Origin of the sequence: Herbaspirillum sp. RV1423 (assembly GCF_000577615.1) — a bacterium.
Taxonomy (GTDB): Bacteria; Pseudomonadota; Gammaproteobacteria; order Burkholderiales; family Burkholderiaceae_D; genus Herbaspirillum.
This window is the reverse complement of sequence record NZ_CBXX010000005.1, coordinates 149,568-171,414: the sequence shown is the minus strand read 5'-3', so window position 1 is coordinate 171,414 and position 21,847 is coordinate 149,568. Positions and strand designations below refer to the sequence as shown.

General features: G+C 59.4%; 17 protein-coding genes. 7 read left to right on the top strand and 10 right to left on the bottom strand.

The features are described from left to right. Positions 1 to 179: 179 nt before the first annotated feature. The 3 genes from RV1423_RS07300 to RV1423_RS07290 all read left to right on the top strand — a co-directional run bounded on the left by RV1423_RS07300 (position 180) and on the right by RV1423_RS07290 (position 4,551). Positions 180 to 1,676 carry an efflux transporter outer membrane subunit gene (locus tag RV1423_RS07300; protein ID WP_034294885.1) on the top strand — a complete coding sequence of 499 codons (1,497 nt, stop codon included), beginning with the start codon at positions 180 to 182 and terminating at the stop codon, positions 1,674 to 1,676. Between the two features lie 89 nt (positions 1,677 to 1,765). Then, a complete protein-coding gene (locus RV1423_RS07295) occupies positions 1,766 to 2,968 on the top strand; it encodes an HlyD family efflux transporter periplasmic adaptor subunit (RefSeq protein ID WP_034294883.1) in 1,203 nt (400 codons plus the stop codon). 17 nt (positions 2,969 to 2,985) lie between these two features. After that, a complete protein-coding gene (locus RV1423_RS07290; RefSeq protein ID WP_034294880.1) occupies positions 2,986 to 4,551 on the top strand; it encodes a DHA2 family efflux MFS transporter permease subunit in 1,566 nt (521 codons plus the stop codon). A gap of 66 nt (positions 4,552 to 4,617) precedes the next feature. On the opposite strand, the gene fghA is transcribed toward RV1423_RS07290, so the two are convergent. Together fghA and RV1423_RS07280 are read right to left on the bottom strand one after the other, a co-directional pair. Beyond that, on the bottom strand, positions 4,618 to 5,466 hold the full coding sequence (gene fghA / locus RV1423_RS07285; RefSeq protein ID WP_034294879.1) for an S-formylglutathione hydrolase: 849 nt from the start codon (positions 5,464 to 5,466) through the stop codon (positions 4,618 to 4,620). A 1-nt stretch (position 5,467) separates the two neighbouring features. Further along, complete coding sequence (locus RV1423_RS07280) at positions 5,468 to 6,574, bottom strand: S-(hydroxymethyl)glutathione dehydrogenase/class III alcohol dehydrogenase (protein WP_034294878.1); 1,107 nt, start codon at positions 6,572 to 6,574, stop codon at positions 5,468 to 5,470. A gap of 429 nt (positions 6,575 to 7,003) precedes the next feature. Here RV1423_RS07280 and RV1423_RS07275 point away from each other — a divergent pair, with 429 nt between their 5' ends. From RV1423_RS07275 to RV1423_RS07265, 3 genes are all read left to right on the top strand, one after another. Then, on the top strand, positions 7,004 to 10,159 hold the full coding sequence (locus RV1423_RS07275) for an EAL domain-containing protein (protein WP_034294877.1): 3,156 nt from the start codon (positions 7,004 to 7,006) through the stop codon (positions 10,157 to 10,159). Positions 10,160 to 10,316: 157 nt separating this feature from the next. Continuing rightward, entirely contained in the window at positions 10,317 to 11,906 is a 1,590-nt protein-coding gene (locus RV1423_RS07270) for an ABC transporter substrate-binding protein (RefSeq protein ID WP_034294875.1), read from the top strand. Positions 11,907 to 12,049: 143 nt separating this feature from the next. Next, positions 12,050 to 12,610 (top strand): hypothetical protein, encoded by a 561-nt coding sequence (locus tag RV1423_RS07265; protein ID WP_231502082.1) that lies wholly within the window; start codon positions 12,050 to 12,052, stop codon positions 12,608 to 12,610. Between the two features lie 34 nt (positions 12,611 to 12,644). Here RV1423_RS07265 and RV1423_RS07260 read toward each other — a convergent pair whose 3' ends face one another. Next, positions 12,645 to 13,880, bottom strand: coding sequence for an MFS transporter (locus RV1423_RS07260; protein WP_034294869.1), 1,236 nt, complete (start codon positions 13,878 to 13,880; stop codon positions 12,645 to 12,647). Between the two features lie 106 nt (positions 13,881 to 13,986). Here RV1423_RS07260 and RV1423_RS07255 point away from each other — a divergent pair, with 106 nt between their 5' ends. Further along, positions 13,987 to 15,036 carry an NADP(H)-dependent aldo-keto reductase gene (locus tag RV1423_RS07255; protein ID WP_034294865.1) on the top strand — a complete coding sequence of 350 codons (1,050 nt, stop codon included), beginning with the start codon at positions 13,987 to 13,989 and terminating at the stop codon, positions 15,034 to 15,036. 154 nt (positions 15,037 to 15,190) lie between these two features. On the opposite strand, the gene RV1423_RS07250 is transcribed toward RV1423_RS07255, so the two are convergent. The 7 genes from RV1423_RS07250 to RV1423_RS07225 all read right to left on the bottom strand — a co-directional run bounded on the left by RV1423_RS07250 (position 15,191) and on the right by RV1423_RS07225 (position 21,836). Further along, positions 15,191 to 17,035, bottom strand: a complete 1,845-nt coding sequence (locus tag RV1423_RS07250; protein ID WP_081768734.1) for a phospholipase effector Tle1 domain-containing protein — start codon at positions 17,033 to 17,035, stop codon at positions 15,191 to 15,193. A gap of 15 nt (positions 17,036 to 17,050) precedes the next feature. Continuing rightward, positions 17,051 to 17,770: a DUF3304 domain-containing protein gene (locus RV1423_RS07245; protein WP_197034895.1), complete on the bottom strand. Its 720-nt coding sequence runs from the start codon at positions 17,768 to 17,770 to the stop codon at positions 17,051 to 17,053. Next, entirely contained in the window at positions 17,736 to 17,891 is a 156-nt protein-coding gene (locus RV1423_RS30345) for a hypothetical protein (protein ID WP_197034894.1), read from the bottom strand. Before RV1423_RS30345 ends, RV1423_RS07245 begins: the two co-directional genes overlap by 35 nt. Positions 17,892 to 17,993: 102 nt before the next feature. Then, positions 17,994 to 18,455, bottom strand: a complete 462-nt coding sequence (locus RV1423_RS07240) for a hypothetical protein (protein ID WP_034294864.1) — start codon at positions 18,453 to 18,455, stop codon at positions 17,994 to 17,996. A 259-nt stretch (positions 18,456 to 18,714) separates the two neighbouring features. Further along, on the bottom strand, positions 18,715 to 19,731 hold the full coding sequence (locus tag RV1423_RS07235; RefSeq protein ID WP_051516542.1) for a TRAP transporter substrate-binding protein: 1,017 nt from the start codon (positions 19,729 to 19,731) through the stop codon (positions 18,715 to 18,717). A gap of 69 nt (positions 19,732 to 19,800) precedes the next feature. Next, positions 19,801 to 20,637, bottom strand: coding sequence for a CoA ester lyase (locus RV1423_RS07230; protein WP_034295193.1), 837 nt, complete (start codon positions 20,635 to 20,637; stop codon positions 19,801 to 19,803). Positions 20,638 to 20,645: 8 nt separating this feature from the next. Next, positions 20,646 to 21,836: a CaiB/BaiF CoA-transferase family protein gene (locus RV1423_RS07225; protein WP_034294861.1), complete on the bottom strand. Its 1,191-nt coding sequence runs from the start codon at positions 21,834 to 21,836 to the stop codon at positions 20,646 to 20,648. Positions 21,837 to 21,847 lie beyond the last annotated feature (11 nt).

Here is a 21,847-nt window from a genome sequence, read left to right as displayed (position 1 = left end):
AGCTAATGTTCGTATATGCGAGTATAATACAGAAAGATGAGTTTTTACTCGCTAGCGTGTAAACGCCCTCAGCAAGTCGCCATCGGTCCGGAAGTTCAAACGGTGGCAGCAATCTCGTCGACTCATTCAGATACGCATCCAGACATAGCAAGCAATAAGAACCCGCCTTGGAGAATGACATGAAATGCGCCTCGTCGCCCGCACTGCGTTTGCGAGTGATCACTTTTTGCATGCTGACGATCGGCATACTCGGCCTGTCCGGCTGCGCCAGTTTCAGCGGCATCAGCAGCGATAAACATATGGCGCAACCAGGCGATTACGCCGTCGGGAGCAGCCTCGCCGGTCAGGAAAGCGGACAATGGCCCGCCGCCAATTGGGTGGAACAATTCGGCGACCCGCAATTGACGGCCCTGATCGCTGAAGCCATGGAAAACAGCCCCAGCCTGCAACAGGCGCAAGCACGCATCGCTTCGGCCAGCGCCCTGGCCGAAAGCAAAGGAGCGCCGTTGCTGCCGTCGGTGAGCGCCGATGCGGCGGTCACCCGCAACCTGTTCCCGGAAACCACGATCTACCCGCCGCCTTATGGCGGCAACTGGTTCAATGAAAAAAAGGCCTTCCTTAACCTGAGCTATGAACTCGATGTGTGGGGCAAGAACCATGCCGCCCTCGAGCAAGCCGTATCGCAGCAGAAAGCGGCTGAGGCCGGCGCCCAGGAAACACGTCTGGTGCTGGTCAGTTCGATCGCCTCGACCTATAACGAACTGGCGACGGAATATGCGCTGCACGCGATCTTGCAGCGCACCCTCGAACAACGCGAGTCCCTCCAAAAAATCACTGCCGATCGGGTCAGGACCGGCCTCGATACGCAAATCGAACGCAACCAGTCGCAAGGCAGCAGTGCCGAAGCGCGCGCGCAATTGGTGCAAAGCGAAGGCCAGATCACCATCACGCGTCAGCAACTCGGCGTGCTGCTCGGCAAGGGGCCGGACCGCGGCTTGCAAATCGCCGCGCCGCGCATGGCCACGCTGACCACGCCTGAACTGCCGGCGCAATTGCCGCTCAACCTGCTGGGCCGCCGTCCCGACATCGTCGCCGCGCGCTGGCAGGTGGAAGCTGCCGGCAAGGACATCGAGGTCGCCAAGGCCCGCTTCTACCCCGACATCAACCTGTCGGCCATGGTCGGCTTCGACAGCCTGCTCAATGCCAATCCGTTCACGGCCGCCAGCAAGAGCATCGCCTTCGGTCCCGCGATCAGCCTGCCGGTCTTCGAAGGCGGCGCCTTGCGCGCCAATCTGAAGGGTTCGTATGCGTCGTACGACATGGCCGTGGCATCCTATAACCAGACGCTCAACGACGCCTACGGCGATGTCGCCAAGCAGATCACCGGCATCCGCTCGATCGACCGGCAATTGCCGATCCGGCGCGAAGCGCTTGCCGCCACCCAACGCGCCTACAACCTGGCGAAGGAACGTTATCGCATCGGCCTGACCTCGCAACTGGTGGTGCTGAACGCGGAAACCGCCCTGCTCGCCCAGCAACAGGCGCTGATCAATCTGGAAGCCAGCCGCCGCAACCAGCAGATCGGCTTGTTCAAGGCGCTCGGCGGCGGTTTCGATGCCCGGCAGACCGGACTGGCGATCGCGGCCCCGGACGCCAGCGCCGCCAAACCACAATAATTTTTAAAGCAATTGTTCCAAGCGTGGCGCAACTGACCATGATCGGCTGCGCGCCCCTGACAAAAACAAAGTAATACACGGAGTAATTCATGAGTGAAGCCCTTCCACAAAACGGCAACGGCAATGGCAAACGCAAACGCCAGTTGCTGCTGCTGACTGCGGTTCTGATCGTCGTCGCCATTGCTTTCAGCCTGTACTGGTTCCTGTATGCCCGCTTCTACGAAGAAACCGACGACGCTTACGTCGGCGGCAACGTCGTGCAGATTTCCGCCCAGGTCGGCGGCACCGTGACCTCGATCAAGGCCGACGATACGCAAATCGTCAAGGCCGGCCAGCAACTGGTGTCGCTCGACGCAGCCGACAGCAGGATCGCACTGGCCCAGGCCGAGGCCGCGCTGGCGCAAGCCGTGCGCCAGACGCGCCAGACCTTCCTGAACAATGACACGCTGTCGGCCAACGTGGCCGCGGCGGAAACCAACCTGGTGCGCGCGCGCGACGACCTACAACGCCGCCAGGCCGGCATCGCTTCCGGCGCCGTGTCGCAGGAAGACCTGGCCCATGCCCAGGACGCCGTCAAGAACGCCGTCGCCGCGCTCGACCAAGCGCGCGCCAGCCTGGCCGCCAACCGCGCCCTGACCGATCGCACCAGCGTGACCGAACATCCGAACGTGCTGCAGGCCGCCACGCAGGTGCGCAACGCCTATCTGAACTATGCCCGCGTCAACATCGTGGCGCCGGTGTCGGGTTTCGTCTCCAAGCGTTCGGTCCAGCTTGGCCAGCGCATCGCCGCCGGCAGTCCGCTGATGGCGATCGTGCCGCTGGAACAGATCTGGATCGACGCCAACTTCAAGGAAGGCCAGTTGAAGCACATCCGCATCGGCCAGCCGGTTGAAGTGATCGCCGACGTCTACGGTTCCGACGTCAAGTACAAAGGCACCGTGATCGGCTTTTCCGCCGGCACCGGCGGCGCCTTCTCGTTGCTGCCTGCGCAGAACGCCACCGGCAACTGGATCAAGGTGGTTCAGCGCGTGCCGGTGCGCATCGCCCTCGACCCGCAGGAAGTGCAGGCGCATCCGCTGCGCATCGGCCTGTCGACCACCGCCACCGTGAACATCCGCGGCGACGGCAAGGCGATGGAAGCGGCGACCACCGATTACCAGACCAACGTCTACAGCGACCTCGGCAAGCAAGCCGATGACATCGTCGAGCGCATCATCAGCGACAACGCCGGCGGCCTGTCCTCGCCGGCCGCGACGAAGAAGAAGGCTGGCATCGTCGTTCCCCACACCTGACCGGACAGACATCCCCCATGGCGAGCAGTCCTCAAAACTACACCCCGCCGCCGCCGCTGACCGGCGCCAACCTGGTGCTGGGCACCTTGTCGGTGTCGCTGGCGGTATTCATGAACGTGCTCGACTCGTCGATCGCGAACGTGGCGATTCCGACCATCTCGGGCAATCTCGGCGTCTCGATCGATGAAGGCACCTGGGTCATCACCTCGTTCGCCGCTGCGAATGCGATTTCCATCCCGCTGACCGGCTGGCTCACGCAGCGCATCGGCGCGGTGCGTCTGTTCGTCACTTCGGTGCTGCTGTTCGTGATCGCATCCTGGTTGTGCGGGCTGGCGCCAACGCTGCCGATCCTGCTGGCTGCGCGCGTGCTGCAAGGTCTGGTGGCGGGACCAATGGTGCCGCTGTCGCAATCGCTGCTGCTGGGGGCCTACCCCAAGTCCAAGGCGTCCTTTGCGCTGGCGCTCTGGGGCATGACGGCGGTGGTCGCGCCGGTGGCCGGACCGGCGCTGGGCGGGTGGATTACCGATGCCTACAAATGGCCGTGGATTTTCTACATCAACATCCCGGTCGGCCTGATCGCCGCCGGCATCACGATGGCGATCTATCGCACGCGCGAAAGTCCCACGCGCAAGCTGCCCATCGACACCGTCGGCCTGCTGTTGCTGGTGACCTGGGTGGCGGCCTTCCAGATCATGCTGGACAAGGGCAAGGATCTGGACTGGTTCGCTTCGCCGCTGATCCTGACGCTGGGCATCGTGGCTGCGGTCGCTTTTGCCTACTTCGTGATCTGGGAATTGAACAACGACCATCCGGTGGTGGATCTGCGACTGTTCGGAAGACGCAATTTCTTCGGCGGCACGGTCGCGATTTCCATCGGCTACGGCGTGTTCTTCGGCAACCTGGTGCTGCTGCCGCAATGGCTGCAACAGTATCTCGGCTACCGTTCGATCGACTCCGGCCTGTCGACGGCGCCGATCGGGATCTTTGCGGTGATCCTGATGCCGCTGATCGGCAAATTCCTGCCGCGCATGGATGCGCGCAAGGTCGCCACGGCGTCCTTCGTCGGTTTCGCCTTCGTGTTCTGGATGCGCTCGCGCTACAACCTGGAAGTCGACCAGTGGACGGTGATTCTGCCGACGCTGCTGCAAGGCATCCCGACGGCGATGTTCTTCGTACCGCTGACGGTACTGCTGCTGTCCGGCCTGCCGCCGGAACGCATTCCCGCGGCAGCCGGCCTGTCGAGTTTCGTGCGCGTATTCTGCGGCGCGATCGGCACGTCGATTGCAACCACGGCATGGAACAACCGTACCATCGTCCACCACGCGCAACTGACCGAGCACGCCACGCCCTACAGCCCCTGGCTGCAGGAGATGTTCAATACGCTCGGCAGCACCTTCGGGATGAGCCAGGACCAGGCCACCGGCCTGATCGAACGCAACCTGAACGCGCAGGCGGCGATGATCGGCATCAACGATATCTTCTGGCTGTCGGCGGTGATTTTCATCGTGATCATTCCATTGATCTGGATCATCAAACCGGTCAAGGGCGGTGCAGGCAGCACCGAAGCAGCAGCCGCGCACTGAACTTCCGCGCAAAGAAAAAGCGCTCGCTCCCTCACGGGACGAGCGCTTTTTTCATGACCGCAGGTTTCAGGCCGACAAGATGCGATGATGGAAACGCAGGTGATCTTCCATGAACGTCGAGATGAAGTAATAGCCGTGGTCATACCCCTCGTGCCGCCGCAATTCCAACGGCTGCCGCGCCTGCACGCAGGCGGCTTCAAACTCCTGCGGCAACAACTGCTGCGCCAGGAATTTATCGCTCAGTCCCTGATCGACCAGGATGCCCTGCGGGAACGGCGTCTGCGCCTTCAGCATCAGCGCGCTGGCGTCGTGCGCAAGCCAGGCCTCGCGGTCATTGCCGAGATAACTGCCGAACGCCTTCTCGCCCCACGGGCACTTGGACGGTGCGGCGATCGGCGCGAACGCCGACACCGATCGATAGGCCTCGCGATGGCGCAAGGCCAGCGTCAACGCGCCATGGCCGCCCATCGAATGGCCGAAGATGCCGACCCGTCCCGCATCCGCGGGAAACTCCGCCAGGATCAGCCGACGCAATTCCTCCGCCACATAGGACTCCATGCGGTAGTACCTGCTCCACGGCGCCTGCGTAGCGTCGAGATAAAAACCTGCGCCCACACCGACATCCCAGGAATCGCTTTCACCGGGAATACCGGCGCCGCGCGGACTCGTATCCGGCGCCACCAGCATGATCCCAAGTTCGGCGGCGACGCGCTGGGCGCCGCCTTTGATCATGAAGGTTTCTTCGGTACAGGTCAGTCCGGCGAGATAAAACAGCACCGGCACCGGTCCTTGCCTGGCCTGCGGCGGCGCAAACACCGAAAAGCGCATCGGCAAGCCGATCTCTTTCGAGTCGTGCCTGTAAAAGCCCTGCACGCCGCCGAAGCAGCCGTGCTCGCTCAAGACCTCGGCAGCCATCTCAGAACTCGACGACGGAGCGGATCGATTCGCCACTCTTCATCAGGTCGAAGCCTTCGTTGATACGCTCCAGCGGCAGCTTGTGCGTGATCAGGTCGTCGATGTTGAGCTTGCCGTCCATGTACCAGTCGACGATCTTCGGCACGTCGGTGCGGCCGCGCGCGCCGCCAAAAGCAGAACCCTTCCAGACGCGGCCGGTCACCAACTGGAACGGACGCGTGCTGATTTCCTGGCCTGCCGCCGCCACGCCGATGATGATCGACTGCCCCCAGCCCTTGTGGCAGCACTCCAGCGCCTGGCGCATGGTGGTGGTGTTGCCGATGCACTCGAAGCTGTAGTCGGCGCCGCCGTCGGTCAGGCCGACGATGGCGTCGACCACATTGCCGACCTCCTTCGGATTGATGAAGTGGGTCATGCCGAACTTGCGCGCCATGGCTTCGCGCGCCGGGTTCAGATCGACGCCGATGATCTTGTCCGCGCCCACCATGCGCGCCGCCTGGATCACGTTCAGGCCGATCCCGCCCAGGCCGAACACCACAACGTTGGCGCCCGCCTCCACCTTGGCGGTGAACAGCACCGCGCCGACGCCGGTGGTGACGCCGCAGCCGATGTAGCAGACCTTGTCGAACGGCGCGTCTTCACGGATCTTGGCCAGCGCGATTTCCGGCACCACGATGTAATTGGAAAATGTCGAGGTGCCCATGTAATGGAACAAAGGCTTGCCGTCCAGCGAAAAACGGCTGGTGGCGTCCGGCATCAGGCCACGGCCCTGGGTCGAGCGGATCGCCTGGCACAGGTTGGTCTTCTGCGACAGACAAAATTTACACTCGCGGCATTCCGGCGTGTACAGGGGAATGACGTGGTCGTCTTTCCTGAGACTCTTGACGCCGGGACCAACGTCGACCACCACGCCTGCGCCTTCGTGGCCCAGGATGGCCGGGAAGATGCCTTCCGGGTCGGCGCCTGAGAGCGTGTAGTAATCGGTATGGCAAATCCCGGTCGCCTTGATTTCGACCAGGACTTCCCCGGCCTTGGGACCGCCCAGTTCGACTTCCTCGATGGTCAATGGCTTGCCCGCCTGCCAGGCGACTGCTGCTTTGGTCTTCATGGTTATCCTCTGATCTGTTTCTGGAAAATGGCTTCGACGAAGGCCTAATGCCGTTCAGTTAAGCCTATTTTCCCAGCCGTCGTCCCAGCGAACGCTGGGTCCTGACTTTCGTCAGGACGACGGTTGGATGGACTGACAATGCGGCAAGACGCTTTTTACGCTTAACTGAACGGCATTACCGACGAAGGCCGGTATTATCGCATTGCCGGCGGGAATTGGTTCGCCATGGGAGAAATCGGCGACCGGACATTATTAGCCGGACAGGCGATTTGTTTTGCGGGAAGGATGACAAAGACTTCTGCTTACGGTATGTTCTCTCCCTACAGAGCCGATTCACAGAAGAAACAAAATCCGGGGCGATCTCACCAGGCAGCAAAAAAAACAATAAGCGTTAAGTGTTTTACCGCAACATCACTCGATACTGGCCACATGGGAAAAGGGAAAAAGACGCTAGGAAGGACAACCAGTACTTTACGGACTTTGCTTTTTTTCGTGGCGTTCGTCATCGCCGTCATCAGCGCTCAGACATGGTGGGAAGTCGAGCAGGACCGGCAATTGACGATCGCTTCCGAAAAGAACAGTTCCATGGTTGCCGTGCGCAGCGTCGAAGAACATGCCGAACGCATCCTCTCCGATATCGATCGCATGCTGGCCTCGACGGCGCTGGCCATCCAGACGGCGGACCAGCACATCCTTGACGACGATGTCGGCCTCTATCAACTGCTGGTCCATGAAAAACAGCAACTGACGCCGGTACAGTCGCTGCGCTTCGTCGACCTGACCGGCGTCAGCCGCGCCAGTTCGATGCGCGTCGGCGCCACCGAAATCGAACTCAACGACCTGCAATTGCGCCAGGTCGACGCCAACCCGGCCTTGCCGCATTATTTCGTCGGCATGCTCGGCAGAAGCCGTTACAACCAGGAGCTGATCCTGCCCGTCGCCCGCAATCTATACATTCGCGGCCAGCATGTCGGCATGGTCGTGGCCGAACTCAAGGTGTCCTACTTCTTCGACTTTTACAAACGCATCACCAATTACCAGGCCATCGTCTCGCTGCGCAAAGCCGACGGTTCGCTGATGATACGTTCGCCTTTCGAAGCGGCGTGGCTGGACAAGAGCCTGCGCGACGCCAGGAGCATGGTCAACATCCGCAACGGCCCGGATGAAGGAGCCTTTGAAGAGTACTCCATACTGACCGGCGAATACCTCCTGTTTACCTACAAGAAAATCCCGGATTCCGGCATGGTGGCGGTGTATGCGCGCCGCATGGACGACGTGCTGGCGCCGTGGAAGAGCCGCACGCTCAACCGCATCCTGCTGTCGATCGGCATCAGCGGCTTCATCGTGCTGGCGCTGATCGCCTTCCTGATCTATTACAACTACAAGCAAAAGCGCGACGACGCCCTGACCGAAAGCGAGCATCGTTATCGCAAGCTGTATGAGGAAGGCAACGACCCCATCGTCCTGCTCAGCCCGGACATGCTCTACATCGACTGCAACGCCGCCGCGGTCAGGTTCTTCGGCGTGTCCGACAAACAGCGCATCATCGGCAGGAAGGTCGGCCTGTTTTCGCGCCAGAGCGCGCTGCAGCTTCAGCAGCCCGACATCGCCGCACTGATCGAAAAAGCCATCGCCGGCGAGCCCCAGCAATTCGAATGGATCACAATCCGCCGCCACAAGATCATCTATACCGACGTCACCATCAACCGCACCGAGCTCGACAAAGGCTTTGCGATATTCGCCATCCTGCGCGACATCAGCGCGCGCAAACGCGCCGAGTTGCTGCAGACAACCCAGAACCGCATCCTGCACATGGTCATGACCGATGCCGACCTGGAAGACATCCTCAAAGAAATCGTGCTGTTCGCCGATTCTCAGATCCCGCACAGCGTTTGCTCCATCCTGATGATCAACGAAGACAACTCGCATTTTTCCATCATCATCAGCGCGCGCCTGTCCGAACGCATGCGGCGCGGCTATCTCGGCATGCCGGTGGCCCACGGCAACGGCGCCAGCAGCGAAGCCGTCATCACGCGCATGCCCTATGTCGTCAGTGATATCCCCGGCGATCCGGTGATGGAAAATACACGCCAGTTCATCCATCTGGAAGAGTTTCCCTCCTGCGGCGCCTGGCCCATCATCGGCAAGGAAGGCCAGGTGCTCGGCGTGTTCTCCGCCCTGCTCAAGGAGCACGGCATGCCCAGCAGCGAATACCTCCATCTGGCCGGCGTCGCGGCCGACCTGGCCAGCGTCGCCATCGAAAGCCGCAAGGCCGAGGAACGCATCCGCCACCTGGCGCACTATGACGAACTGACCGGGCTGCCGAACCGCTTCCTGTGCACCCAGCACATCAGCAACGCCATCGCCCACGCCGAACACCGCGGTGGCCAGGTCGCGGTGTTCCTGATGGACCTGGACCGCTTCAAGAACATCAACGACACCTTCGGCCACGAAACCGGTGAAGCCCTGCTGCGCGAAATCGCGCTGCGCTTCCGCAACTGCCTGCGCGAACTGGACATCCTCGCGCGCGTCGGCGGCGACGAATTCATCGTGCTGGTCGACGACTACGACGATCCGCTGCAACTCGGCGAGATCGCGCAAAAGTTGCTGGCCGAGGCGCGCAAGCCGTTCGATATCGGCGGCCAGGAATGCCAGCTCAGCACCAGCATCGGCATTGCCACCTATCCGAGCGACGGCGGCAATGCCCAGACCCTGATCAAGAACGCCGACATTGCCATGTATCGCGCCAAGCACAATGGTAAGGACGACTACCGCTTCTATTCCGACGAAGTCAACACGCATACCGTCGAACGCATTGCGCTGGAAACCGAATTGCGCCGCGCCATCGAACGTCAGGAATTCGTCGTCCACTACCAGCCCAAGGTCAACCTCGCCAGTTCGCGCATCGTCGGCGCCGAAGCGCTGGTGCGCTGGCAACATCCGGTGCGCGGCCTGCTGCCGCCAGGCGAGTTCATCGGTCTGGCCGAGGAAGCCGGACTGATCGACCAGATCGGCCTGCTGGTCCTCGACAGCGCCTGCAACGACATTGTCGCGCTCAACAAGCTCGGCCTTGCGTTCGGCCGCATCGCCATCAACCTGGCCGGCAGCCAGTTCAACGATGACAACCTGCTGGCCGACATCCAGCGTGTGGTGCAGGCGCGCGGCGTATCGTCCTCCAGCCTGGAATTCGAAATCACCGAAAGCATGGTGATGCACAACCGCGAACAAGCCATCGCCATCATGGACGGCATCCGCGCGTTGGGCTTCACCATTTCCATCGACGATTTCGGCACCGGCTATTCGTCGCTGGCGTATCTCAAACGTTTTCCGGTCGACAACGTCAAGATCGACCGCTCCTTCATCACCGACGTCCCGCATGACGCCAACGGCAGCGCCATCGTGCAGGCCATCATCGCAATGGCGCACGCGCTCAACCTCAAGGTGGTGACCGAAGGCGTGGAAACTGAGGTACAGTTGCAAGCATTGCAAGTTTTCGGTTCCGACGAATACCAGGGCTATTTCTTCAGCCGGCCGATTCCGCATGCGCAGTTCGTGGAAATGCTGCAAAAGCAGGACGCGGCCTGAACGGCGACCGCCTCGCTTCGGCAAAAAATCCTCATTGCATGTACATTGACGGATGCCATGCATTTTTCGAATAAGCAAATAGGAACATTGTTGCCCCTGAATCAACAAGTCCTCATAAAATAAGCCTGCTTCAAATCAATCATTAACGGGAGTCGTGATGGCATTCTCTTTCAAGAAAAAATTACTCAGTCTGGCCTTCAGCGGTATCGCCGCCGCCGTGGCGCTGCCGCTGACCGCGCAATCCTCGCTGGCGGCCGAACTCAAGCTGGGTCTGTTCGCCGACGTGTCCACGCTGGATCCCCACTTCAACAACATCGCCCCGAACATTTCGCTGTCGTCGCACCTGTTCGACGCGTTGGTCAACGTCGATCCGACCGGCAAGCTGATTCCCGGCCTGGCGACCTCGTGGAAAGCCATCGATCCGACCACCTGGGAATTCAAGCTGCGCCGCGGCGTCAAGTTCCATGACGGTTCCGACTTCACCGCCGAAGACGTGGTGTTCTCGCTGGACCGTCCGGCCACGCTGACCAACAGCCCCGGCCCGTTCACCAGCTACACCAAGCAGATCATCGAGAAACAGATCGTCGATCCCTACACCGTGCGCCTCAAGACCGCGACGCCTTATGGTCCGCTGGCGCTGGACGTGAGCACCATCTTCATCGTATCGAAGAAGGCGGCGCAAAACGCCACCACCGAAGACTTCAACAGCGGCAAGGCGCTGATCGGCACCGGCCCGTTCAAGTTCGGCAGCTTCAAGCGCGGCGACAGCATCGAACTGGTGCGCAACGACAGCTACTGGGGCGGCAAGGCCGACTGGGATAAGGTCACCTTCCGCATCCTGACCTCCGACGGCGCGCGCCTGGCTGCGTTGCTGGCCGGCGAAGTCGACGCCATCGACAGCGTGCCGCCGGCCGACGTGCCCAAGCTGAAGTCCAATCCGAAATTCGAACTGGTGCAACGCACCTCGTGGCGCACGATTTTCTGGACGCTGGACCAGTCGCGCGACAAGACGCCTGATATCACCGACAAGTCGGGCAAGCCGCTGGACAAGAATCCGCTGAAGGATATCCGCGTGCGTCAGGCCATTTCCAAGGCGATCAACCGCCAGGCCCTGACCGAGCGTACGCTGGAAGGCCTCGGCACGCCGGCATCGAACATCGTCGCGCCCGGCATCCTCGGCTATGCCGATAACCTGAAGGTCGAGAAATACGATCCTGAAGGCGCCAAGAAACTGCTGGCCGCCGCCGGCTATCCAAACGGCTTCGCGCTGACGCTGCACGGTCCGAACAATCGCTACATCAACGACGAGCGCGTGGTGCAGACCGTGGCGCAATTCCTGAGCCGCGTCGGCATCCAGACCAAGGTGGAGACCTTCCCGCTGTCGGTCTATTTCGGCAAGGCGCGCAACGGCGACTTCAGCGTCGCGCTGCTGGGCTGGGGCACGCTGGCCGGCGACTTCGGCCTGCGCACGCTGGTCGGCACCACCGATGCCGCCACCGGCTGGGGTTCGTGGAACTGGGGCCACTACAGCAATCCGCAAGTCGACAAGCTGGTGCAGTCCTCGCTGGCCTCGGTCGACGAAAAGCAGCGTCAGGAATTCGCCCAACAGGCGGCTACCGTGGCGCTGAACGACTACGCGGTGATCCCGCTGCACCATCAGTACGCCACCTGGGCGGTGCGCAAGGGCCTGAAGTACACGCCGCGCATCGACGAATTCACCTTCGCGCATCAGTTCCATCCGCAATAAGCTGAGTCCGTTCCGTTTCCAAGGCCTGCCGGTTTCTCCCGCAGGCCTTTTTCTTCGCTGTATTCTTCGCTGTAAGATTTGCAACGTCGCCAACGACTCACGTTCGGCACATCCGCCACGACCACATGAGAGCATTCGACAACATGAAGAAAAACATCCTGGACCTGATTCCATTCGTTATCGCGGCTTGCCTGTCCGCGCAAGCGCATGGCCAGCAAACCGGCGACATCGTCGCGTTGCCGCTGATCTCGGGCTGGTACAACGGCCAGATCGTACGTTATGTCACCACCGACGTTTCCGACAGAAAGGCAGCGCAGGATATGGGCGCCAATTATGTGCCGCGCCTGGTCAATGCGATCAGCCGGCAGCGCCAACCCGGACAGCCGGGGGCCGTCGAGCGCATCTATTCATTCGTGAATGTCAAACAAGGCGGCGTGTTGCCGTCGTTGCCCGCCCCCATCGGCGCGGCCAATGCCAACCTGAATTATTCGCCGCTGTGGCAGGTGCACAAGGTGACCTGGCTGCCCGGCAAGCAACCGCATGTGTTGAAGTCGGAAGAGGAAGTGCTGGCCGCGGAAGAAGCCGGCCAGGTCAGTATCGAAAAGACCGATATCGTGGTCAACTGCCCGGTGGTGTTCTCGGCAGCGGATGGCCCGCTGCCGCATGTGAAGATCCATCTCGCCAATCAGGATCCGGAACCCTGACGGCATCGGCCACGCGATCTCTCGCTGCTTCCCGTTATTTCTTGCCCGCATTCGCGACCAGACGATCGACATGGAATAGCTGGGGAAACAGCCTGATCCACAAGACCGCCACCAGCAGCGTGCCGATGCCGCCGATCAACACCGCCGGCACGGCGCCGAACCAGGCGGCGGTCAGGCCCGACTCGAACTCGCCGAGCTGGTTGGACGTGCCGATGAATACCGAATTCACCGCGCTCACGCGGCCGCGCATTTCATCCGGCGTTTCCAGTTGCACGAAACTCGAACGCACCACCACGCTGATCATGTCCGATGCACCCAGCACCACCAACGCCGCCAGCGACAACACAAACGACTGCGACAGGCCGAACACGATCGTAGCGCAGCCGAAGATCGCCACGGCGATGAACATGGTGCGTCCGATGCGCCCTTTCAGCGGATGATGTGCGAGGAACAAGGCCACCGACAACGCGCCCACCGCAGGCGCCGAGCGCAGCAAACCGAGCCCGACCGAATTGGTGTTGAGGATGTCATGCGCATAGATCGGCAACAATGCCGTGGCGCCGCCCAGCAACACGGCAAACAGATCGAGCGAAATCGCGCCGAAGATGGCCGGCTTGCTGCGGATATAAGCGAGGCCGGCGAACACCGATTTGAGCGTCGTGTTCTCGCGTTTGACGGGCGGCGTCTCAACCTTGATCAGCGACACCAGCACGCTGCAAAGCAAGAACATGGCGCAACTGGAGAGATACACCACCGACGGCCCCGCGACATACAAAAAACCGCCGATAGCCGGGCCGATGATGATCGCCACTTGCGTCGCGGAAGCGGAACCGGCCACGGCGCGCGGCAACAAGGACGGCGGCATCAGCGTCGGCAGCAGCGCCGACATGGTCGGTTTGCTGAACGCGCGGCCGGCCCCGATCACGAACACGATCGCAAAAATCGCCTCCTTGTTCAGCCAGCCGCCGATACTGCCCGCCGCCAGCAGACCGGCGGCGATCGCCTCGACCAGGATGCTGATGCGCGCCACTTGGCGGCGGTCGTGGCGATCGGCCACATGGCCGACGACGAAGACCAGAAACAGTGAAGGAATGAACTGTACCAGCCCCACGATGCCGAGATCGAACGCACTATGCGTCAACTGATAAACCTGCCATCCGACCGCAACGATCTGCATTTGCAGCGCAATCGTCGAGGCCACGCTGGCGAGCCAGAACAAGCGGAAGGAGCGATGGTGCAACAACTGTTCTGATGCGATGGCGGAAGTCATTGGCGAGGAATTTTCTTGTGCTGGAAGGGGCTCTGCGCGGAACGCGGCGCGCGGATATACTACTTCATTTCCGTCGCGCCCATACGTTTTCCGAAAGGACTCACCCATGCAATACCGCCCTCTTGGCCGCACTAACGTCAACGTCAGCCTGATCACGCTCGGCACCATGACCTGGGGAGAACAAAACACCGAAGCCGAAGCCCACTCGCAACTCGACTTTGCGACCGAGCGCGGCATCAACCTGATCGACGTCGCCGAAATGTATCCGGTACCGCCCAAGGCCGAAACGCAGGGCCTGAGCGAACGCTATCTCGGTACCTGGCTGAAGAAATCGGGCAAGCGCGGCCAACTGCTGATCGCCACCAAGGCCACCGGCCCGGCGCGCAAACCGCACAATCCGCGCCACGTGCGCGGCGGCGTCAACAATTTCGACCGCAAGGGCCTGACCGAAGCGCTCCACGGCAGTCTTGAACGCCTCCAGCTCGATCACGTCGACCTGTACCAGTTGCACTGGCCCGACCGCAGCGTCAACAGCTTCGGCCAGCTCAACTACAGCCATATCGCCGACGAACAGACCGTCGCCATCGACGAAACGCTGACCATCCTGTCCGAGTTCGTCAAGGCCGGCAAGATCCGCCACATCGGCCTGTCGAATGAAACCGCCTGGGGCGTGGCGCAGTTCCTGCGCGCCGCCGAAAAATTCGACCTGGAGCGCGTGGTCGCCATCCAGAATCCTTACAACTTGTTGAATCGCAGCTTTGAAATCAACCTCGCCGAATTCGCCCATCGCGAACAGGTCGGGCTGCTGGCGTATTCGCCGCTGGCCTTCGGCGTGCTGTCGGGCAAATACGAAAACGGCGCGCGTCCGGCCGGCGCCCGCCTGACGCTGTTCGATCGCTTCACGCGCTACAACAGCCCGCAGACGGTAGCCGCCGCCAAGGCCTACGTGGCATTGGCGCGCAAGCACGGCATCGATCCGGCGCAACTGGCGCTGGCCTATGTCAACAGCCGCCCTTTCGTCACCTCCAACATCATCGGCGCCACCACCATGGAGCAATTGCGCAGCAACATCGACAGCCTGTCGGTACAACTGTCGCCGGAGATCGTCGAGCAGATCGAAGCGATCCACAAGACGCAGCCGAATCCGGCGCCCTGATTCATTGTCTCTTCAGAGAAATAACAAGGCCCGCTAATTGGTGTTGGCGGGCCAGATATTTTATGGGTGGAAAAAAGCGCACAAGTATGAATTTTTGATATTGATACAGGACAAATATTGACCATTCCCAACACACTCGGACGCCCACGCGCTTCTATCCCGTCCTAGCAATATTCGGTCGAGCATTCTCCTGCGCCAACACTTTCTCTCTTTCCTGCTGTATCGCTGCAACTCTCGCTTCCTCGATTTCGGGCGTCTTGCCCTCGTAGCGCCAGTACAAATAGCTACTGTCTCGCTTACCGACAAAGATACGTCGGTTCACCGACCAGCGACTGCTTTCTACATACGATTTTTTACTGTTCGCTAAAACCTGCTTGAATCCTGCGATGGAATCATGCACATACCGGTCAAAAAATTGATCGAGCTGACGTCGCGCCTCACCCTCCCACGGATCGCGGTCCTGCTGTTTGAAATACGCATCGAGTAGATAGGCTTGATGCTGCTCTAGCGGGGACGGCGCTTGATACGCGTCATAAGTCAAGGCAGTATCGATGCCGCGCTCGCGTCGGAAATCGAGCAAGTTGTTGTGTGTTTTTAAATACTCTTTATTTTGTTCCTCGACTTCACGCCGTTTTTTTGCAAATGTGACGATATCGTCCGCCCACTCCTTGTCGGTGATTTTCATAAACGCATCAACATTGCGCCAATCGATATTCGCATCACAGCGTCCCAAACGACTAGTCCGTCCAGCACGCCAGCGATAATAGCGATTCATGTGCGAAATAAGCTGGATTTCCATTTTTTCGCCCGGTGTATCTTGCGCCATATAATTCATCCATAATTGTTCCAGTTCCGGCGAAATCGCAAACAACTCTGCGGCAGGCGATGCCATGATCTCATCGGGCGATTTCAAAGGTACGCCTGCCTGCCACGCCTCGACATACAAGCGCGCCAGTGCAATATTGGCGAGTTCATTGCTGCGGTTTTCCTGATAATTGCGCTCATACCCGCCGCCCACATCCGAATGCACGCCGGGATAAAAATCCTCGACACAGTTGCCGGGCAAGATATCGTCTTCACGCACCGAGTCCAGCGGAAACCGCTCGCGCACCTCGTGGCTGGCGACCAAATGCACGCAACGTTGCACATAGGCCGGAATGCGCAAGTCATCAGCCCAGCTATCGTGTCCGTCTTTATTCAACAGCCACAGCAAACCACCCAGCACCGCACCCACCGGGCCAAAGACGCTGGAACCCAATACTTGTCCCAGCACAGGACCGCCTACGGCCAGTCCGGGCGAAAGCCGTTCCTCCAATGCGCCGCCACCATAACCGACGCCGGCCACGGTATCGATCAGACCCATGAAGTAAAGATGGATCTTGGGACGTATACCATCACGATTGGGCTGGTGCCAACGCAATTCGCCGTCAACCACCGAGGCCAGCTTGCCATCGGCCAACTTGCGGACAAAAGCGCGTGCCTGCGTTGCGCCACGGGAAAAACCGAAAACGGCCAGGTTGATTTGACTGATGTACAGGTGGCCGTCGCCATAGCTGAGTTTTCGGTTGCGGACGTGTTCTGCAAGCTGGTCCAGCATCCAGTTGATACGGGCTTCGCCATAAGCTGCCGTCGCTGCGCCGAATCCGCCGCCGGGATCGCCGACTTCCTTGCAAGGCGTACCGACGCCTTGGATGTAGGCGGCTTTGGTCTGTGATGAGGCATATGAAGTGTCTTCACCATTAGGATTTTTATGCGCGAACTGCCACAGCTTGGCGATATTAGTGTATTTGGTTAAATCGGGATCTACTAAAGGCTCATCGCCTGTACCACCATCCTGATAAAAATTATTATTTGTCCCATCAAAGAAAGCAGTAAACCAGATCGGCGACGTACAACTTTTACAATCAGGATAGGGACTTAAGTCGTAACGGTTTTTACTGCGCGTAAAGTCATGGCTGTTAGGAACATCTGTGATGCGCATGAATTTTGGTGTGCCCATTTTTATCTCCGCTCTTTAATAAGTGAAATGCACGGGTTTCTTTTTACCGTAATAGGGATTGGAAATTTCTTTAGCGCAAGGCTTGTCGCTGACAGGAAGTTCGCTGCGCTTTTGGATGTCCAATTTACTCATCGGAATACCGCCAATGTCACCTTCTACATGTCCATCTGGATAAAAATACAAAGCTAATTTAGAACTGCGATCTTTGATAACCGGATGTTTTATTTCCACCTCAGCTTCACACCACACTAGCCCAGGACGTGTTTCTTTGGTGATATAAGGATCGTAAGGGTCAAATGGCTTACCATCTTTCATATAAGTTTTACTCGCGTCATACAACTTGTCATCATGAATAACGGTCCACCAGACTTTAAATTTTTTAGGCAACTTCCATCTAAAGTCCCAAGCTAGTGCGGGCATTCCACCACCACCAGTGGACCATTCATTGGCATTCATTGGAGTTCTTGCTGCTACACCGATTATTGCGCCATCATCTATGTCATTTTTATTCAGCGGTAATAGATGTACGCGACCAACAGAATGCGTCGTGTAATTCACCACCCCGGCCGTAATAATCTTAAAATTTGGATCATTCACCTTGCTGAAGTCGTCACACAGCGCCAGCGAATCACATCCGCCCAGATTGCTGCATCCCCCAATGGCAAGGGTGCTTGCCAGCAGGATTCCCACTGCTATTTTTCTATACATACGCTTGCTTGCCTTTTTGATTGTCATGACCATCCAGTGCTTCCATATCGTCTGCGATAGCTGCTTGTATGCAGAAAACGGAGAGCGGCAATAGACTAAGCGCATGTCGTAGCATCAGAAAAAGTCCCGTAACTATTTTTTTGTCCATGTTTGTATCCTTTTAAAAATAAAACGTAACTTGCCGCTTGAATATCCCACCATTGATGTTCGGTGATTTTTTGTATGGCTTCGCTGCAGAGAGTGCCGTATTTCATTTTCCCCAAAACCTGGCGCAGATGCGGATCAAATGCTTCTCCATATCGCAGTGCATGGCTGCAAAACGCTTCCAGCGCAGCCCCTCTCCCACGCAGTGTTCTTGCACCTTTTGATATTGACTCGCAAAAAATGCATAGCGTTTTTCTGTTGACAGCATGGCGAACGCATCAGGATATTTTTCTCTGAATTGTGCAATCAAGGTGTACAGGAAACAGGCAGCACGCAGGCCGGAGGCGATGTTGAAGCTGGCTTCTTTGCCAAGGTAGTTGGCGCGATTGAGTTCTTGCTGATGGATCAGCCGGACAGTAATACGGTAGGGTTCGCCCAGAGCCCCGATGACGTCGAACAACAACGCGGCGCTGGCCACGCCAGGAACCGTGACGTCGTACTGCTGTTGGCCGGTGGGGCGCTTGAGAAACCGTGTTGTGAGATAGTTCGGATTCGACAGGTCGGGCATGGCGCATGTCCTTCACGAAAGGGCGTGCTCGCCATGCTAAAGAGGTTTGATTTAAATGTGAATAGAAAGGAAGTGCAAAAAGAATTCCATTAAAACAAAGTCAAAAAAAAATAGAATTTTTATGAAATATTTCCTTTGATTTTATTGATATCAGTAACTGATTCGGCGATATCAACAGAATGATGCGAGACCGCCGTCAGCGTCAATTGATAAGCGATCCGCCGCTCGGCGTCGGCAGATCGGAGAAGACTTGGATTCTTTACTTCACGCCCATGCTTGCGGTTTCCTTGTAGATTTCCTGAATCAGATCCTTGCCGACGCGCGACTCCATCGACTTGTGGACCGGCAGGAGGGCCTTGCGCCATTCGGCCTTTTCGGCGTCGGTCAGGTAATAGACCTTGGTCTTGCCGGATGCCTTGATAGCCGCCAGCGCATCTTCATTTTCCTGCTGGGCGATGGCGTTGGCATAACGCGTCGCATCCTTCATCGCCGACTCCAGTTGGGTGCGCACATCGGGCGGCAGGCTATCCCAGAATTTCTTGTTGACGATGACGGCATAGCCGATATAACCGTGGTCCGAGACGGTCAGGTTCGACTGCACTTCCTGCACCTTTTGCGTGTAGATATTCGACGGCGTATTCTCGCTGCCGTCGACCACGCCGGTCTGCATCGCCTGGTACACCTCGGAGAACGCCAGCACCTGCGGATTCGCCTTCAATGCGCGGAATTGTTCGTCGAGCACCTTGGACGACTGGATGCGCATCTTCAGTCCGCGGAAATCGTCGACCTTGTGCAGCGGCTTGTTGGCGGTCATGACCTTCATGCCGTTGTCCCAATAAGCCAGGCCCTTGATGCCCTTGGCTTCGAGTTTCTTGAACAGGCCCTGGCCGATCGGTCCCTCGGTGATGCGCGCCAGCACGGCCCGGTTGGGAAAAATGTACGGCAGGTCGAACACTTCGAATTCCTTCACGCCCAGCGGGCCGAACTTGGCCAGCGACGGCGCCAGCATCTGCACCGCGCCAAGCTGCAGCGCTTCCATTTCTTCCTTGTCCTTGTAGAGCTGGCTATTGGGATAGAGATCGACCTTCACGCGCCCCTTGGTGCGTTCCTCGGCCAGTTGCTTGAAACGTTCCGCTCCCTTGCCTTTGGGCGTGTTGGAAGCAACCACGTGGCTGAACTTGATGACGATGGTTTGTTGCGCCAGCGCCGGTGCGGCATGCAGCGCGAATGCCAGACTTGCCGCGGTTGCTGCAGAGGTGAACAACTTCTTGTACATGTTTTGTCTCCTTGATGTTTGAGCATCGGCTTTTTTCGCCGTGTTTTCCCTGATTTTTCTGCTGCCTTCTTATTCGCACTCTCCTGCCCGACGCAAAAATCCCTGCGCCTGCATGATCACCGGTTTGTCGATCATCTTGCCGTTCAATGAAATCGCCCCGCCGTCGCCTTGCCCGACTGCAGCCATGACGGCGCGCGCCCAGGCGATTTCTTCGTCGCTCGGCAGGAATCCTCGGTTGACGACGTCCACCTGGCGCGGATGGATGCATAGCTTGGCGCCGAAACCGAGGCGGCGGGCGCGGCCGACGGCTTGCTCAAGGAACGCGGCGTCGTCGAAGTTCGTCGTCACGCCATCCACCGGCGGCGCGATCCCGGCCAGCCGCGCAGCCAGGACCATCTCCACGCGCAAGTGCATCAGTTCGCTTTCCTGCGGCTCGCACTGCATGCCGAGGTCGACTTGCAGATCGATGGAACCGAAGGCCAGCCGTTCCACATGACCGGCTTTCGCAATCTCGCGCATCCGGGCGATACCGGCAGCGCTCTCTATCAGCGGCAGCAGGCGCAACCGGCTGCGCGCTCCGTTGAAGTGCCGTGTGACGTTGCGCACGGCGTCGCGGCTGTCGGCCTTGGGCAATACGATGCCGGCAATCGGCGCGGCGGCGACACACCTGACATCCTCCGCATGCCATTCGGTGTCGGCGGCGTTGACGCGCACCCACACATTATTTGACGGCTGCGACTGCCGCGACAGCCAGTCCGACAACATGTCGCGCGCCTGCGTTTTGGCGGCGGGCGCGACGGCGTCTTCCAGATCCACGATGACCGCGTCCGCGCCGCTGGCCAGCGCCTTGCCGTAACGGTCGGGGCGGTTGGCGGGAACGAACAGATAGGATCTGGCCGGCGGCATGGATGGCATCAGACGGCTCCGCGCTTGCGCATCTCGTCGACCTGCGCCGGGGTATATCCCAGCTTGCCGAGAATGGCGTCGGTATGCTGGCCCAGCGCGGGAATGGGATCCATGCGGAAGTCGTAGGTATCGTTGACGCCGGGCGGCAGCAACGCCGGCAAGAAGCCCGCCGCCGACCCGACCTCGGTCCAGCGTCGGCGCGCCGCTAGTTGCGGGTGCTGCCACAGGTCCTGCATGGTGTTGACGCGCGCGTTGGCGATCTGCGCCCGGTCGAGCCGCACGACGACTTCCTCGGCTGTCAGCGGCGCAAACATGTCGAGGATCAGCGTGCGCAGTTCGGCGCGGTGTTCATGCCGGCGCGAATTGGAAGAAAAGCGCGCATCCTGCGCCAGTGCCGCATCCTGCAATACCATTTCGCAGAAGACCTTCCACTCGCGCTCATTTTGCAAGCCCAGCATGACGACCTTGCCGTCGCCTGCCTTGAACGGCCCATACGGATAAATCGTCGCATGCTCGGCGCCGGAACGCACCGGCGCCGATGCGCCCTGGTAAGCGTAATACATCGGGAAACTCATCCACTCCGTCAGCGACTCCAGCATCGACAAGTCGATGTGGCTGCCCACGCCATCGCGGCCGCGCTTGATCAGCGCCGCCAGGATGTGTGAATACGCATACATGCCGGCGGCAATATCGGCGATCGAACAACCTGCCTTGGCCGGTTCATCTGCGGTGCCGGTCACCGACAGGAAACCGGCCTCGCTCTGGATCAACAGATCGTAGGCCTTCTTGTCGCGGTAAGGACCGTCCTCGCCATAGCCGGAAATGTCGCAGACGATCAGACGCGGATATTTTTGATGCAGAACCGCAGCGGACAAACCGAGCCCGGCCGCCGCGCCAGGAGCGAGATTTTGCACCAGCACATCGGCGTCGGCCAGCAGTTTGTCGATGACGGCCTTGCCCTCTTCGTCCTTGAGATTGAGCGTCAGGCTTTCCTTGGAACGGTTGGTCCAGACGAAATGCGATGACAGACCGTTGACGCGCTCGTCGTAGCCGCGTGCGAAATCGCCGACGCCGGGACGCTCGACCTTGATCACGCGGGCGCCCATGTCGGCCAGTTGGCGCGTGCAGAACGGCGCGGCGATGGCATGCTCCAGGCTGACCACGGTAATGCCGTCGAGAGGACGTGTTGATTGGGTCATGGTTTGGTTTC